This is a genomic window from Streptomyces sp. NBC_00440 (assembly GCF_036014215.1).
Taxonomy (GTDB): Bacteria; Actinomycetota; Actinomycetes; order Streptomycetales; family Streptomycetaceae; genus Streptomyces.
In genome coordinates, this window is the sequence record NZ_CP107921.1 from 7,784,002 (window position 1) to 7,800,272 (window position 16,271).

Consider the following 16,271-nt stretch of genomic DNA (forward strand, 5'->3'; position numbering starts at 1 on the left):
GACCCGGCTGCGCGGAGCGGGCTGAGAAGGTCAGCGGCGCCGAGATGCGACGACGCTGAATTCTCGCCATGCTCCCCGTTCGGCGGTGATCGCGGCAGGACCAGTTCGCGGTCACTTCTGGGAGTCCAGAACGGGCTGGGACAGGGGTTCCTCCGGGCCGGCGTCGGCGGGACCGCCGTCCGTACGCGCCTGACGGCGGCCCCGGTACGCGCGGATTCCGTACGCGCCCAGTACCACGGCGAGGGTCAGCACACTGGCGGCGAAGTCGGAGCGGGTGGACGGCAGGACGGCCATCGTGATGATCACTGCGCCCATCGCGGCGATGGCGAACCAGCTCAGATACGGGAAGCACCACATCTTCAGGGTGAGCGACCCCGGGTCCTCGCGCTCCAGCCGCCGCCGCAACCGCACTTGGGAGAGGGCGACCAGGAGATAGACGAAGAGCGCGACCGCGCCGTAGGAGTGGACGATGAAGGAGAACACGGCGTCCGGCGAGACATACGCGATGACCACCGACACATAGCCGAGCACCGTCGCGAGCAGGATCGCGCGGCGGGGCACGCCCCGCTTGCTGAGCTTGGTCAGGCTCTTCGGGGCGTCGTTGTTCCTGGTCAGGGCGAACACGATCCGGGAGGCGCTGTAGAGGCCGGCGTTGAGTGAGGAGAGCACCGCGACCAGGATCAGCACGCGCATGAGGTTGCCGGCGCCGGAGATCCCGATGTGCTGGAGCGTCGCCACGTACGGGCCCTGCGCCACCGACGGATCGTTCCACGGCACGATGGCGATGACGAGGAAGATCGAGCCCACGTAGAACAGCAGGACACGCAGTACGACCGAGCGGGTCGCCCTGGCCACACTCTGCTGCGGGTTCTTGGACTCGGCTGCGGCCAGCGCGGCGATCTCGGCGCCGGTGAAGAACCCGACCGCCGGAATGACGGCGGTGAGCACCGCGCCGACGCCGTGCGGGGCGAACCCGTGGTGCTGGGTCAGATTGCTGACGTCGGCATGGGCCCCGGGCCACAGACCGAGGACGAAGACCAGGCCGACGACGAGGAAGACGGTGATGGCGGCGACCTTGATCGAGGAGAACCAGTACTCGAACTCCCCGAACGACCGCACCGAGAACATGTTGACCCCGGTGAGCAGCACCATCAGGCAGAGGCTGACCACCCAGAGCGGGACCCCGGGCAGCCAGGCATGGATCTGGCTGGCGCCCGCCACCGCTTCCAGAGCGACCACGTTGACCCAGAAGTACCAGTAGAGCCAGCCGATGGTGAAGCCGCCCCAGTTGCCCAGGGCGAGCCGGGCGTACGCGTAGAAGGAGCCGACCGCCGGGCGCGCCACCGCCATTTCGCCCAGCATCCGCATGACCAGGATGACGAGTCCGCCGGCCAGCAGGAACGAGATGATCGCGGCCGGCCCGGTCTCGTCGATCACCACTCCGCTGCCGACGAAGAGCCCTGCTCCGATCACCCCGCCCAGGGCGATCAGGGTCATGTGCCGCTGTTTGAGTTCGCTCCGGAGTCCGGCCCCTCCGGTCTCTTCGCGTCCGATCTCGCCGGACCCGTTGTTCTCTGCCACGGGGACCCCTTACTTCGGAAAGTGCGTGGAGCTGCCGTCGGGAATTCAGCAGTGCCCGGAATGCTGGCCGAAAAGTGGATGTGTGAGGAAGATCCAGAACGGGCCGCCTACCGGGTACCAGGCCCTGGGTTCCGGTCCCGCGCCTGTTCCACGGGAAGTGCCCCAGCGTAGCCACGCGGGGCATGAGGGTGGGAATTCCGGCCATGGGACGGTGAAAACGTATGCGGGTGTTCACAAGGCGCACGGAGTTCTCACCGAGGGTGCACGGAGTGTGCACAGCGCGGCAGCCGGTGCGGGGAGGGGTCAGTCCCCTCCCCGCACCGGCGTACGGCTGCTTCTCGTCAGCCGGTGACGCTCTTCTCGACATCGCCGACCATCACATCGACCGCCGCGAGCAGTTCGTCGAGCACCTCACGGTCGGCCACCAGCGGCGGCGAGATCATCAGCATCGTCGCGCCGCGGTCGTCCGGGCGCAGGATGACCCCGGTCTTCCTGAACGCCTGCGGGAGCACCTCGCGCAGCACCTTCTGCGACTGCTCCGGGCTGAGTTCGCGCCCGGAGTCACGGTCGGCGGTGAACTCGACCGCGTAGAAGAAGCCCATGCCCCGCACGTCCTTGACGACGCGGTGGCGCCGCTTGATCTCGTCCAGTCCGGCGCGGAGTTCGGGGCCGAGGCTGCCGACGTTCTCCAGGACCTTCTCGTCCCGCATCGCGGTGATGTTGGCGACCGCGACGGCGGTGGACACCGGGTGGCCGCCCCAGGTGGCGCCGTGCGTGAACGTGCCGCCGCCGGGAGCCTCGTAGAGCCCGCGGACCAGCGGCTCACGGGCGATCATGCCGCCGAGCGGGGCGTAGCCGGAAGTGGAGCCCTTGGCGAAGGTGATCATGTCCGGCACCACGCCGAAGTATCCGCTGCCGAACCAGTGGCCCAGCCGTCCGAAGGAGCAGATGACCTCGTCGGCGACGAGCAGGACCCCGTACCGGTCGCAGATCCTGCGCAGTTCGCGCCAGTACCCGTCCGGCGGGACCAGCGCGCCGCGCCCGTTCTGCACCGGCTCGGCGAAGACGGCCGCGACGGTTTCGGGGCCCTCCTCCAGAATGGCGGCCTCGATCGCCCGCACGCACTCCAGCTCGTCGGCGGGCCCGCAGTCGCCGGTGTGGCCAAGCGTGTTGGGCACATGCCGGATACCGGGCAGCAGCGGCAGGAACGGATCGCGGATCTTCGGAAGGCCGGTGACGGACAGGGCGCCCAGGGTGACACCGTGGTACGACATGTCACGGCTGATGATCTTCGTACGCTCGGAGTGGCCCTGGCTGCGGTGGTACTGCCGGGCGAACTTGATCGCCGTTTCGACGGCCTCGGAGCCGGAGTTCACGAACCACGTGACATCCAGGTCGCCCGGGGCCAGTTCGGCGATCAGGCTCGCCGCTTCCACGGCGGGCGGGTGCGCGGCGCCCCAGTTGGTCGAGTAGGCCAGTGTCTCCATCTGCCGGGTGGCTGCCGTGACGATGTCCCCGCGGCTGTGCCCCATGTTCACGCAGAACAGGCCCGCCAGACCGTCGAGGAAGCGCCGGCCCTGTTCGTCGTACAGATAGCATCCCTCGCCGCGGACGAAGACCGGCAGTTCATCGCTCTGCCAGACGTCCTGGCGGGTGAAGTGCTGGCCCAGATGGCGCTGCGCCCTGGCACGGAACGCGGACTCGGTGGTCACGATGGATCTCCCCTCCTGGCCCGGCGGCCGCCGGGCGGGTGGTGTGCGGTGGACTGCGGATGTGCTTGGCCGCGGCGGCAGTTGAGCCTGGCCCGCGGTGCCGCCAGGACGAGCGCCGTGGCGGTTCGGATCAGACGAGCGCCTGGGCGGCGTCGACGTACTTGAGACCGTGCGCCTCGGCCACCGGGCGGTAAGTGACCTGGCCGCCCACGATGTTGATGCCGCGCTCGATGGCGGCGTCCGACTGCGCGGCGGCGGCGATCCCGTTGTTCGCGATGTTCAGAACGTACGGAAGCGTGACGTTGGTCAGCGCGTAGGTGGAGGTGTTCGGCACCGCGCCCGGCATGTTCGCGACGCAGTAGAAGACCGAGTTGTGCACGCGGTAGACCGGGTCGGCGTGGGTGGTCGCCCGGGAGTCCTCGAAGCAGCCGCCCTGGTCGATGGCGATGTCGACGAGGACCGACCCCGGCTTCATGCGCGAGACCAGTTCGTTGGAGATCAGCCTCGGCGCCCTGGCGCCCGGGACCAGCACCGCGCCGATGACCAGATCGGCGTCCAGAACCGCCGCCTCGACCTCGTACGCGTTGGAGGCGACGGTGGTGATCCGGCCCCCGTACATCCGGTCGGCGGCCCGGAGCTTGTCGATGTTCTTGTCGAGCAGCACCACATCGGCCCACATACCGGTGGCCACCGCCACCGCGTTCATCCCCGACACTCCGGCGCCGATCACGACGACCTTGGCGGGGCGGGTCCCCGATACGCCTCCCATGAGCACACCGCGTCCCCCCGCCGCCCGGGTCAGGTGGTGGGCGCCGGCCTGCGGCGCCAGCCGGCCGGCCACCTCGGACATCGGGAAGAGCAGTGGCAGCGAGCCGTCCACCGCCTGCACCGTCTCGTACGCCACCCCGGTGATCCCGGATTCCAGCATCGCGTCGGTGCACTCCTTGGAGGCCGCCAGATGCAGGTAGGTGAACAGGGTCTGGTCGGCACGCATGCGGTGGTACTCCTCCGCGACGGGCTCCTTGACCTTCAGCACCAGCGCCGAGTCCGCCCAGACCTCGTCGGCGGTCGGCACGATCGTGGCGCCCGCCCTGACGTAGTCGGCATCCGCGATCGACGAGCCGGTGCCGGCGTCCTTCTCGACCTGGACGGAGTGGCCGGCCCGGACCAGCTCATGGACGCCGGGGGGAGTGATGGCCACCCGGTACTCGTGGTTCTTGACCTCGCGCGGAATCCCGATCTTCACGATGATCTCCCCTCGGTGATGCGGGGCGCCTGCGGCTCGTGCCGGAGCGCCTGAGCCGTGCCGGACAGACCCGGAGAACGGCTGAACTCGCAGTACGGACGGGTGCCCCGACCGGGCACACCGTGCTGAGTGCACCACCAGAGTGCCGACCGGCTGGTCCGGGGGAAAGCGCCAGTTCTGCCCCGTCCGACAGGTCCAGCACGGAAACGGAATGCCGGCATCTCACCCGGTCCGACCTCTGGAGTAAAGGCTGTTGTACGGCTACGCTCCCGGTCAGCTGGTACCCCCGAGCGGCCCGGAAGCGGCCTGCCGGATGGGGACAGCGGAGTACCGCGCCCGGGGCCCGGCCCGGTGGGCCGCGCGCGGCCCACGTGATCCGCAGGAGGCGCGTATGCCACGTACATTGATCGAGATCGACCGGACGTCGGGGGAGCCGCTCTACCGGCAGATCCGCAAAGCGCTCGAACACGGCATCGCCGTCGGCACCATCGACGCCGAGCGGAGGCTGCCCTCGTCGCGAGAGCTGGCCCGGGAGCTGAGCCTGTCCCGCAACACCGTCAACGCGGCCTACCAGGAGCTGGTCGCCGAGGGGTTCGTGGAGAGCCGCGAACGGCAGGGGATCTTCGTCAACCGCGAGATGCGCCCCTACTGCGCGGTGGAGGAGCGCCCGCCGGCCGAACGCTTCGACTGGGGGGCGCGGCTGCGCGGCCACCCCGAGGACCGGCTGCCGCACATCGAGAAGCTGCCCGACTGGGCCGACTACCCCTATCCTTTCCTCGCCGGGCAGGTGGACCTGCGGGCCTTTCCCGCCCGTGACTGGTCCAGAGCGCTCAACGAGGCCCTCTACCAGCCGCACGCCCAGTACAGCCTCCAGGACAGCATCGCCGCCGACGACCCGCTGCTGGTCGAGATGCTCTGCCGCCAACTGCTGCCCGCGCGCGGGGTGGAGGCCGCACCGGACGAGGTCCTGGTGACCGTGGGTTCCCAGCAGGGGCTCGACCTGCTGAGCCGGGCCCTGCTGGGGACCGGCTCGACCGTGGCCGTGGAGGACCCCGGCTATCTGGACGCCCGGCACATCTTCGTACGGGCCGGGGCCCGGCTGCTCCCGCTGCCGGTCACCTCCGCCGGGGTCGTCCCGCCGGCCGGTCTGGCCGGGGTGGACCTGCTGCATGTGACGCCGTCCCACCACCATCCGACCAACGTCACACTGAGCATCGGACGGCGCAGGGAACTCCTCTCGCTGGTACGGGAGAGCGGCACGGTCATCGTCGAGGACGACTACGACAGCGAGTTCCGCTACCAGGGCAGCCCGACGCCCGCACTGAAGGGACTGGACAGCACCGGCCAGGTCGTCTATCTGGGCACGTTCTCGAAGTTCCTGGCACCCGGACTGCGCATGGGGTACGTGGTGGCTTCCCGTGAACTCATCAGGGAACTGCGGGACTTGCGGCGCTACTCCGTACGGCATCCGTCCGGGCACATCCAGCGCGCCCTCGCGCTGCTCATCCAGTCCGGTGAGTACCACCGCGCCGTACGCCGCTACCGGGGCCAGCTGATGCGCAAGTGGGAGGCCGTCACCGCCGCCGTCAACACCCATCTGCCCTGGCACACCACGCCGTCGCCGGGCGGGGTGAGCCTGTGGATGACCGGGCCCCGCGAACTGGACTGCCGCAGGCTGGTGGAGCTGGCTCAGCGGCGCGGTGTGCTCATCGAGCGCGGCGACATCTACTTCCTCTCGGGGCAGCCGCCGCTGAACCACTTCCGGATCGGCTTCGCGGCCCCGCAGGTACGCGCGATCGACCCGGGCATCAGCATTCTGGGCGGCCTGGTGGAGCGGATGCTGGCGGGGGCTTAGGGGCTGTCCAGACCTTCAACCTGTCCTATTGATCTTGATGTGACCTGCCTGCGCTCGGCACCCGAAGCGCATGGAACACCAGCACCGAGAGATCGTCCTCGACCGGCGTGTTGCCGAAGTCGTGCGCCGCCTGCCGCACCCGTTCCGCTACGGCCTCGGCGCCCAGCCCGGCACACTCTCGCAGTACCTCGGCCAGACCGTCGTCATCGTCGAACTGCCAGTTTCCGCTCCGGCGTTCGGTGACGCCGTCGGTCACGCACAGCAGCGTCTCGCCGGGTGCCAGGATGAAGTCGGTAGCGTTGAACTCGGTGCCTTCGACAATCCCGAGGAGCATCTGGGGGTCCGTCGCCGGCTCGACCGAACCGGCGACGGACAAGTGCAGCGGCAATGGATGTCCGGCACTGGCTACCGTGCAGTTGGCGCCACCCATATCGGGGCGGATCTCAAGCTCCCCGTACAGCAGGCTCAGAAAGCGCGGCCTCGCCTGCTCGCCGCCGAGTGCCACCGCCTCCTCGCTCTCCTCTGCCAAGGCCGTGTTCAGCCGGCTGAGTACCGACGCGACGCCGTGGCCCTCCCGGGCGAGCAGCCTCACCAGATGCCGAGCCAGGCCGGTGACGGACATCGCCTCCGGATCCTTGCCCTGCACGTCCCCCAGGAGGAAGCACCAGCGGCGGTCTCCCATCGGGAACAGGTCGTAGAAGTCGCCGCCGACAGTCTGGCCCTCGCCGTGCGGCTCGTAGACGATCGCCGTTTCGACGCCGGGGATGCTGGCGAGGGAAAGGGGCAGCTGGCCGCGCTGGAGCGCCTGGCTGATGGTGGCCTGTTGCGTATACCGGCGGGCCGTGACAACCGCCTGGGCCACCCGCCGTGCCAGGTGCTCCACCATCTGCGCCACTGCGTCGGTCATCTGCAGATGTCCCTCCCGGCCGAGCAGCAACACGCCCAGGCTGGCACCGCCCGCGAGGAGAGGGAAGGCGAGTGCTACACCACCCGACCCGCTGGTGTCCGCGCTCTCCGGCCAGGGCCATGGAACGGCCGTCGTACGGACTCTGTCGGGTGGCTGGTCCTTTTCCAGATCGTGCCGCAGCGCTCTGATGCGCCGCTCGTCCGCGTGCCAGACGCGAGAGAGCCGCATGCCCCCCGCGTCGGTGCTCAGCCACACGCCGCACCAGTCGGCGAGCCGGGGCACCAGCAGTTGCCCTGCCAGCGCGGCGACCAGGTCCTCGTCGAGCTGTCCCGCGAGGAGTTCGCTGGTCTCGTCGAGGAACGACGGCCCCCCGCGGTCGCTCCACTCGGCAGTGCTTCCGCGGCGGTCACCCAGCGGTGCGGGTGGCTCGACGACACGCGGTTCGGCGGGCGTGGCACTCGTGAGAAGGCCGGCGAACTCTGGCTCCTCCTTCGTGTTCTCAAGGCGGAACCAGACCGCTTTCTCGGTGTGCCGGTAGGTCACACCCCACGACTCGGCCAGTGCACTCACCAGCTGAAGTCCGACGCCACGCCCCCGGCGCTGTGCATCCATCGGGGCGCGCACCACGCTGGAGGGGTGCCGGTCAGCCACCTCGACCACCACGCCCATCCGCTCGCCCGGTGCTGGGGAGCCGGCTCCCGTCCCCGCACGCTCGGGAGCTGCCGGAGCAGGAGGGGCCTGCCTGGTCTCCAGGCGGCAGACGACCTCGATATCGGTACCCGCGTGCATGACTGCGTTGGTGACCAGCTCGCTGACGAGCAGCAGGGCGTCGTCGACGATCCGTTCGGGAACCGCAGCGGCGGCGGTTCGTCCGGCGAGTACGGAGCGAACGAACCTACGGGCCCCACCGGCCGCGAGCGCGTTCGAGGGCAGGCTCGTCCGCGACACGGACTCATCTGTGCGCGAAGGAACTGGGCCCATCTGCGCCCCCTGGGCATGCCCGGACACGAAGATCTGCTGACGTTTACACTGTGACATACCGGCATAAATAGACCACTGGAAATGGGCTGCCATGGCACTCGATCCGGTCCGGCCTGATTCCGCTTCGCCCGCCCCGGAATCACCCGAAAATCCCGAATCCGACGAGTACGCTGGCCGCCCGGGGGGCGCCAGTGACAGACAGTGGGTACCTGAGGGTGACCTGCGGCCGCTGCTGACAGCGATGAATACCTTGTGTGACGGGGATTTCAGCGTGCGGGTAGGGAGCGCGGGCGAGGGCATCCTGGCCGAGATGGCGGGGGTGTTCAATCGGATCGTCGCGCGCAACGATCATCTGGCCGAAGAGCTGCAGCGGGTGCGGCACGCGCTGGTGCAGCAGGGCCGACTGGACGAACGGATCGCGGTGAGCCCCGGCCAGGGGGAATGGGCATCGAGCGTCGACGCAGCGAACACACTGCTCGACGCACTGGTGGTACCGGTCACGAAGGCGACGCGAGTGCTGAACGCCGTTGCCGACGGGGACCTGACGCAGCACGTCGACCTGTACGACGGAAGCCGCCAGCTCCGCGGTGATCTGCGGCGCCTGGGGCGCGGCGTGAACCGCATGGTGGACCAGCTCTCCCTGTTCACCGGCGAGGTGACACGCGTCGCCCGGGAGGTTGGCACCGAGGGGCGGCTGGGCGGGCGGGCCAAGGCCCGAGGGCTGTCCGGTGACTGGCGGCTCGTGACGGAGGCCGTCGACACGATGGCGTCGCGGCTGACAGCTCAGGTGCGTGATATCGCAGTCGTGACGACGGCTGTGGCGAAGGGCGACCTCACCCAGCAGGTGACAGTCGAGGCCACCGGCGAGCTGTTGGAGCTGAAGCTCACGGTGAACACGATGGTGGACCAGTTGCGGGCGTTCGCGGACGAGGTGACACGGGTGGCCCGTGAGGTCGGCAGTGAAGGGCAGCTGGGCGGACGCGCGCAGGTCAGGGGTGTCTCCGGTGTCTGGAAGGACCTCACCGAGAGTGTCAATTTCATGGCATCGAATCTGACCGCCCAGGTTCGTAACATCGCCCAGGTCACCACCGCCGTCGCCAACGGCGACCTCAGCCAGAAGATCACGGTGGACGTGAGGGGCGAGATCCTGCAGCTGAAGCTCACGGTGAACACGATGGTGGACCAGTTGCGGGCGTTCGCGGACGAGGTGACACGGGTGGCCCGTGAGGTCGGCAGTGAAGGGCAGCTGGGCGGACAGGCGCAGGTCAGGGGTGTCTCCGGTGTCTGGAAGGACCTCACCGAGAGTGTCAACTTGATGGCATCGAATCTGACCTCCCAGGTTCGTAACATCGCCCAGGTCGCCACCGCCGTCGCCGAGGGGGACCTCGGCAAGACGATCACGGTGGAGGCAAGGGGCGAGATCCTGGAGCTGAAGACGACGATCAACACGATGGTGGACCAGCTCTCGGCGTTCGCGGACGAGGTGACACGGGTGGCCCGTGAGGTCGGCAGTGAAGGGCAGCTGGGCGGACAGGCGCAGGTCAGGGGCGTTTCCGGTGTCTGGAAGGACCTCACCGAGAGTGTCAACTTCATGGCATCGAACCTGACCGCCCAGGTTCGTAACATCGCCCAGGTCACCACCGCCGTCGCCAACGGCGACCTGTCGAAGAAGATCGACGTGGACGCACGAGGCGAGATCCTGGAACTGAAAGACACCGTCAACACCATGGTCGGTCAGCTCTCGGCGTTCGCGGACGAGGTGACACGGGTGGCCCGTGAGGTCGGCACCGAGGGGCAGCTGGGTGGACGCGCGCAGGTCAGGGGTGTTTCCGGTGTCTGGAAGGACCTCACCGACAACGTCAACTTCATGGGCGCCAACCTGACCTCCCAGGTTCGCAACATCGCCCAGGTCGCCACCGCCGTCGCCAACGGTGACCTGTCGAAGAAGATCGACGTGGACGCGCGAGGCGAGATCCTGGAGTTGAAGACGACCGTCAACACCATGGTCGACACGCTGTCCTCCTTCTCCTCCGAGGTGACGCGTGTCGCCCGTGAGGTCGGCAGCGAGGGAAGACTGGGCGGCCAGGCCCGCGTCGAGGGCGTGTACGGAACCTGGAAGCAGCTGACCACCAGCGTCAACGTGCTCGCTCTGAACCTGACCACGCAGGTCCGCGCGATCGCCGAGGTGGCCAATGCCGTCACCCAGGGTGACATGTCTCGCTCCATCTCGGTCGAGGCCGAGGGCGAGGTCGCAGCGCTGAAGAACAACGTCAACCTCATGGTGACCAACCTTCGCGAGACCACCCGTGCCAAGGACTGGCTGGAATCCAACCTCACCCGGCTCGCCGGCCTCATGCAGGGCCGCGGCGACCTGGTCGAAGTCGCCGACCTGATCCTGCGCGAACTGACCCCGCTGGTGAACGCGCAGTTCGGGGCGTTCTTCCTGGCCGAAGCCGGCGCCAATCCGGGCGAGGGGCTGGAGTTCATCGCTGGATACGGCAGCGGCCAGGCCGATGAAAGCGGCCTGCTCCCTCGGTCCGGCACCCCCAGCCGTGGCCTGATCACCCAAGCCGCTCTGGAGAAGAAGCGCATCCTTGTCGAGAGCGTGCCCCCGGACTACATCACCATCAGCTCCGGTCTCGGCGAGGCGCTGCCGGCCAGCGTCGTCATCTTGCCGATTCTCTTCGAGGACCAGGTCCTCGGCGTGATCGAACTGGCCTCGTTCAGCAGATTCAGCGAGGTTCACCTCGCCTTCATCGACCAGTTCGTGAACACCATCGGCGTATCGATCAACACCATCATTGCCAACTCCCGGACGGAATCCCTGCTCTCGGAGTCCCAGCGACTCACCTCCGAGCTGCGCCAGCGCTCGAACGAGCTGCAGAGCACCAATGCCGCGCTGGAGGAGAAGGCCGCGCTGCTGGCCACGTCGTCGCAGTACAAGTCGGAGTTCCTGGCGAACATGTCGCACGAGCTGCGCACTCCGCTCAATTCCCTCCTCATCATGGCCCGGCTCCTCGCCGACAACCCCGAGAACCGGCTCTCGGAGCAGGAAGTGGAGTACGCGGCCACCATTCAGCGCTCGGGCTCCGACCTGCTCCAGCTGATCAACGACATTCTGGACCTGTCGAAGATCGAGGCGGGGCGGATGGATGTGCATCCGAAGAAGCTGCCACTGATCACACTGCTCGACTACGTGCGTGCGACATTCCGTCCCCTCGCCGTCGACCGCGACCTCACCTTCGATGTCACGGTCGGCCCCGACGTGCCGTCGGAACTCTTCTCGGACGAACAGCGGCTCCAGCAGATCCTCCGCAACCTGCTGTCCAACGCGGTGAAGTTCACCCCGTCGGGTGGTGTGGAGCTACGTGTCGAGCGGGTGCCGGGAACGGAGTTCGAGGAAGAAACACTACGGAGTGCCGAGGCGGTCGTCGCGTTCTGTGTCAAGGACACCGGCATCGGTATCCCGCCCGAGGAGCTCGCGGGGATCTTCGAGGCGTTCCAGCAGTCCGACGGCACCACCAACCGCAAGTACGGCGGCACCGGGCTCGGTCTCTCCATCAGCCGGGAGATGGCCGGGCTGCTCGGGGGCCGGATCGTCGCCGAGAGCGAGCACGGCGTCGGCTCCCGGTTCACCTTGTACATTCCCTCGCGCTTCCCCGGCGTCTCGCCCGCACCCGGCCGAGCGGGGCTCCCGGCTGTGGCTGCCACACCCGAAGCCCCGGCCGCGCTGTCCGGACGTGCCGGACCGTTCAACGCCGCCGCTGATCGCCCCCCGGGCGCACCATTGGACACACCGGGCAGCCTGACCATCACGGAGGATCAGACAGCCGACGGCCGCGACGAGACATGGCCGGAGACGACACGGCTCAAAGGGTGGCTGAGCGGACGCTCCGGTCGCGTACTGGCAGGGCGCTGCATCCTCATCGTCGACGACGACATCCGGAACGTTTTCGCCCTCACGCACGTGCTCGGACGCGTGGGCATCACTGTCAAATACGCCGAGAACGGCCGCGAGGGCCTCGATGTCCTCGACCGGTACCCGGACGTGTCGCTGGTCCTGATGGACATCATGATGCCCGAGATGGACGGCTATGAGACGGTCCGGGCCATCCGGAGCACAGACCGCCTCGCCCACCTGCCGATCATCGCACTCACCGCCAAGGCCATGCCGGGCGACCGCGAGAAGGCGATCGACAGCGGCGCCAACGACTACGTTCCCAAACCCGTGGACGTCGACCGGCTGCTGTCGGTGATCTGTGAACTGCTGGACCCGCGGGACGACTCCGAGGACCAGCCGGATTCCGCAGAAGGCCCGGATATCGCCGAGGAAGACAACGAGACCTCTCCTCCGAGGGAGGACACATGAGCGCTACCGCAGATGACAGCTGCATCCTGATCGTCGACGACATGGAGGAAAACCTGGTCGCGCTGCAGGCCGTGCTCGGCCCGCTCGGTCAGCCCCTGGTCCTCGCACGCTCGGGGGAGGAGGCCTTGAAGGCGATGCTCCGCCAGGAGTTCGCCGTCGTGCTGCTCGATGTCCTGATGCCGGGTATGGACGGCTTCGAGACCGCCGCCAACATCAAGCGGCTGGACCAGACCAAGGATGTGCCCATCATCCTGCTGACCGGGGCCGAAGCCGACTCGGACTACGCGTACCGGGGATACTCCGTCGGCATCGCCGACTTCCTGATCAAGCCCTTCGACCCATGGCTGCTCCGCACCAAGGTCAGCGTCTTCCTGGACCTGCACCGCCAGAAGCGTCAGATCTCCGCACAGGCCGAGCAGTTGAGGCGGCTCCTGGTTACCGAGAGCCATTCCACGGCACACGCCCAACCCGGGGGATCTGTGGAGCCCGCTGACAGGATGCGGGACAAACAACAGCGACGGACCACAGGTGCAGGCCCGGCCCTCGCGCGGGGGGAGGAGCTGGCTGAAATCGCCGAACAACTCACCCAGATCGAACTGCTGCTGCGCGACGCGGAAAGTCCCGAACCGGGCCGACTCGCCGACCGTATCGCCGACCTCGAACACGCCGTCGGCAGCCTGCTGGCGACCGGGGACGCCAGCTGACATCGCAACACTCACTGACATCGCAGTCCGCTCGGTGGCGGTGCGCCCCTGCGCGGACTCGGGGATCTTTGGTAGTGCGCCTGCACATCATGATCGACCCGGGCAGCCGCGTCCCCGCTGCGCGCCGCTCAGCCGATGAGGCCGAGGATCTCCCGGAACACCCCGTTGTCCGGGCCCCGCGAGAGGTCCAGGACACGTGAACTCCGGTAGTACGGGCTCAGGTCGAGGCCCAGCCCCACTCCGTGGACCTCGACCGCCCCGGACTGTTCGTACCGCGCCACCACGTCCTTGAGGTGGCGGTCGAGGAAGTGGTCGTCGTTGGCGAGCTGGGTCGCGGTGTCCATGGGGCCGCCGTCCGACAGCACGAACAGCAGCCGCCGGCTGCCCGGCCCGCGCTCCGCCACCGTGCCCTCGGTGCGGCGGGCCGCCCAGGCCACTGCTTCGCCGTCCACTCCCTCGCGGAAGAGATCCGGTTTCAGCAGGGCGGCGATATCCCGGCGAGCGGTGCGCCACGGGGTTGCGGCGTCCTTGAACACCAGGTGGCACTGCTCGTTGAGCCGGCCGGGGCGCGGAGGCCGTCCGGCGCGCAGCCAGTCACGCCTGGCCCGGCCGCCGTTCCAGGCTCCGGTGGTGAAGCCGAGGATCTCGCACTCGGCCCCGGCCCGGTCCAGTGCCCTGGCGAACACATCGACCAGCAGGGCGAGCGATTCGCCGTACTCCTTCATGGAGCCGGAGCAGTCGATCAGGAACGTCACCCTCGCGTCGGTCGCCGGTTCGGTCCGCTCGGACCTGAACACCCGCCGCTCGGTGGGGGATCCGATCAGCCGGGCCAGCATCCGGCCGTCGATGTACCCCTCCTCCTGCGCGCCGTCCCAGCCCCGGGTCACGGGCGTTGCGAGCCGCGCCGTCAACTCCCGTGTGATACCTGACAGGTTGATGCCCTGCGAGGCGATCCGCCGGTCGAGCCGCTCTCGGTAGCCGGTCAGCGCAGCGGGGCGCACCAGAGTGCCCGCACGCCGCTGCCGGTCGTAGGCGGTGGTGAAGACGCGGTAGCCGTCGCCCTCGCCGGTGTCCGCGCCGTGGAGCGCGGCGGCGCTGCCCGCCGGGCCGTCGTCGAAATCCGTCAGCAGGGTGAATCCGTTGCGCGGGGGAGCGGGCCGTACGTCGTCGGCGCGCTCCGCGCGGCCCCGGTGGGCGGCCGCCCCGGCGGAAGCGGTCAACTCCGCCACGGCACGGGCGATCGCCAGCGCGTGCACGGCGAACCGCGCCTGGTCGAAGCGGTCCTGGCGCAGCCCCGCCAGCTCGTGGCCGATCACCGGGGCCAGGGCGCCGCGGGTGGCCTCGATGATCCCCTCGGTCTCCTCGATCACCGGGCGGCCGGTGATCCTGGCCCGGCACACCTGCGCGACCGTGTGGAGGAGAAGACCGGTCGCCGTCTCGGTCAGCCCCGACTGGTGGAAGGCGAGCGACCACTGCTCGTGGCGGTGCTGGAGGTTGTGCTCCATGCCGGGCAGGTGCGCCGGCGCCAGCGACTCGGCCCGGAACTGCTCCAGCATCTCGAAGACCAGCCGCGCCGTCCGGTCGTCCGGGCACAGCCGCCGGTGCAGCTCCTGGTCGGAGTGGGCCAGCCGCAGCGCCAGGCCGTCCGCCGCACCCCGGAAGGAGCCGAAGTCGTCCTGCGCGGAGGGATACAGATGCGGTGCGAACACCGGGAGTGCCTGCCGCCCGCGGTGCGGCCGCCCGCCGCGGAAGTGCAGATCCGGGACACCGCACAGGGCGCGGACCGCCGCCCCGCACAGCTCCTGGACCTGCTGCCGGTGGCGGACCGCTGCCTGGGTACCGCCCATGTCAGGCGCCCCGGACCGGATCGCCGGCGAGCGGGCCGTGACCGGAGACCCGTCCCGGCTCCTCGGGCTCCCGGCCGAAACAGCGCTGGAAGTACTCGGCCACCACATGGCGTTCGTCCTCGTCGCAGCGGTTGAGGAAGGACAGCCGGAAGGCGGCGGCGCAGTCGCCGAATATCTCGGTGTTCTCCGCCCAGGTGATGACCGTACGGGGAGACATCAGCGTCGACAGATCGCCCGCGCGGAACCCCGCACGCGTCAGTGCGGCGACCGCCACCATCGCGGTCACCAGTTCACGTCCCGCCTCGTCGGCGAAGGCCGGGACCCTGGCCCGTACGATGGCCGCTTCCTCGTCGGCGGGCAGGTAGTTGAGGGCCGCCACGATGTTCCAGCGGTCGATCTGGGCGTGGTTGAGGCGCTGCGCCCCGTGGTAGAGCCCGTTGAGGTTGCCCAGACCCACCGTGTTCGCCGTGGCGAACAGCCGGAACTGCGGGTGCGGGCGCAGCACTTCGTTCTGGTCCAGCAGGGTGAACCTGCCCTCGCGTTCCAGCAGGCGCTGGATGATGAACATGACGTCCGGGCGCCCCGCGTCGTACTCGTCGAGGATCAGGGCGACCGGCCGGCGCAGCGCCCACGGGATGATCCCTTCCTGGAAGGCGGTCACCTGGCGGCCTTCGCGCAGCACCACCGTGTCCTTGCCGACGAGGTCGAGACGGCTGAGGTGGCCGTCCAGATTGACGCGTACGCAGGGCCAGTTGAGCCGGGCCGCCACCTGCTCGACATGGGTGGACTTGCCGGTGCCGTGCAGCCCCTGGACCAGCACCCGGCGGTTGTGTGTGAAGCCGGCCAGCAGCGCCAGGGTCACATCGGGGTTGAACCGGTAGGCGGGGTCGGTCTCGGGGACGTGTTCGGACGGTTCGGCGAACGCGGGGACCGTGAGGGACGATTCGATACCGAACACGTCCTTCACGGCCAGCCGGACGTCCGGTCCTCGCGTCGGGGTGGCGGGCCCGGCCTCCGCCGCGCCGTCGGTGCGGCCCGCGGTCGCGGTACAGGTCGTCATGGGGAATTC

Annotated in this window: 9 protein-coding genes; 3 read left to right on the top strand and 6 right to left on the bottom strand. The window is 68.9% G+C overall.

The genetic code is table 11. The features are described 5' to 3' along the window. Nucleotides 1-111 precede the first annotated feature (111 nt). The 3 genes from OHB13_RS34640 to ald form a co-directional block, all read right to left on the bottom strand. A complete protein-coding gene (locus OHB13_RS34640; RefSeq protein ID WP_328379787.1) occupies nucleotides 112-1,581 on the bottom strand; it encodes an amino acid permease in 1,470 nt (489 codons plus the stop codon). A gap of 341 nt (nucleotides 1,582-1,922) precedes the next feature. Further along, nucleotides 1,923-3,293, bottom strand: a complete 1,371-nt coding sequence (locus OHB13_RS34645) for an aspartate aminotransferase family protein (protein WP_328379788.1) — start codon at nucleotides 3,291-3,293, stop codon at nucleotides 1,923-1,925. Between the two features lie 130 nt (nucleotides 3,294-3,423). Continuing rightward, on the bottom strand, nucleotides 3,424-4,539 hold the full coding sequence (ald, locus tag OHB13_RS34650; protein ID WP_266861907.1) for an alanine dehydrogenase: 1,116 nt from the start codon (nucleotides 4,537-4,539) through the stop codon (nucleotides 3,424-3,426). Nucleotides 4,540-4,930: 391 nt separating this feature from the next. On the opposite strand from ald, the gene pdxR reads away from it, so the two are divergent. After that, nucleotides 4,931-6,394, top strand: coding sequence for a MocR-like pyridoxine biosynthesis transcription factor PdxR (pdxR, locus tag OHB13_RS34655; RefSeq protein WP_328379789.1), 1,464 nt, complete (start codon nucleotides 4,931-4,933; stop codon nucleotides 6,392-6,394). Nucleotides 6,395-6,419: 25 nt separating this feature from the next. Here pdxR and OHB13_RS34660 read toward each other — a convergent pair whose 3' ends face one another. Continuing rightward, a complete protein-coding gene (locus tag OHB13_RS34660) occupies nucleotides 6,420-8,282 on the bottom strand; it encodes a SpoIIE family protein phosphatase (protein ID WP_328379790.1) in 1,863 nt (620 codons plus the stop codon). Nucleotides 8,283-8,373: 91 nt separating this feature from the next. Here OHB13_RS34660 and OHB13_RS34665 point away from each other — a divergent pair, with 91 nt between their 5' ends. Next, nucleotides 8,374-12,651 carry a HAMP domain-containing protein gene (locus OHB13_RS34665; protein ID WP_328379791.1) on the top strand — a complete coding sequence of 1,426 codons (4,278 nt, stop codon included), beginning with the start codon at nucleotides 8,374-8,376 and terminating at the stop codon, nucleotides 12,649-12,651. Then, nucleotides 12,648-13,355, top strand: a complete 708-nt coding sequence (locus OHB13_RS34670) for a response regulator (protein ID WP_328379792.1) — start codon at nucleotides 12,648-12,650, stop codon at nucleotides 13,353-13,355. Before OHB13_RS34665 ends, OHB13_RS34670 begins: the two co-directional genes overlap by 4 nt. A 128-nt stretch (nucleotides 13,356-13,483) precedes the next feature. On the opposite strand, the gene OHB13_RS34675 is transcribed toward OHB13_RS34670, so the two are convergent. Both OHB13_RS34675 and OHB13_RS34680 read right to left on the bottom strand, forming a co-directional pair. Continuing rightward, nucleotides 13,484-15,202, bottom strand: a complete 1,719-nt coding sequence (locus tag OHB13_RS34675; RefSeq protein WP_328379793.1) for a cobaltochelatase CobT-related protein — start codon at nucleotides 15,200-15,202, stop codon at nucleotides 13,484-13,486. Nucleotide 15,203: 1 nt separating this feature from the next. Beyond that, a complete protein-coding gene (locus OHB13_RS34680; protein ID WP_266861898.1) occupies nucleotides 15,204-16,262 on the bottom strand; it encodes an AAA family ATPase in 1,059 nt (352 codons plus the stop codon). Nucleotides 16,263-16,271 lie beyond the last annotated feature (9 nt).

Coding starts and splice junctions, on each gene's coding strand:
- OHB13_RS34660 (WP_328379790.1), bottom strand. CDS start 8,282: ATGGGCCCAGTTCCTTCGCGCACAGATGAGTCCGTGTCGCGGACGAGC.
- OHB13_RS34680 (WP_266861898.1), bottom strand. CDS start 16,262: ATGACGACCTGTACCGCGACCGCGGGCCGCACCGACGGCGCGGCGGAG.
- OHB13_RS34670 (WP_328379792.1), top strand. CDS start 12,648: ATGAGCGCTACCGCAGATGACAGCTGCATCCTGATCGTCGACGACATG.
- OHB13_RS34675 (WP_328379793.1), bottom strand. CDS start 15,202: ATGGGCGGTACCCAGGCAGCGGTCCGCCACCGGCAGCAGGTCCAGGAG.
- pdxR (WP_328379789.1), top strand. CDS start 4,931: ATGCCACGTACATTGATCGAGATCGACCGGACGTCGGGGGAGCCGCTC.
- OHB13_RS34665 (WP_328379791.1), top strand. CDS start 8,374: ATGGCACTCGATCCGGTCCGGCCTGATTCCGCTTCGCCCGCCCCGGAA.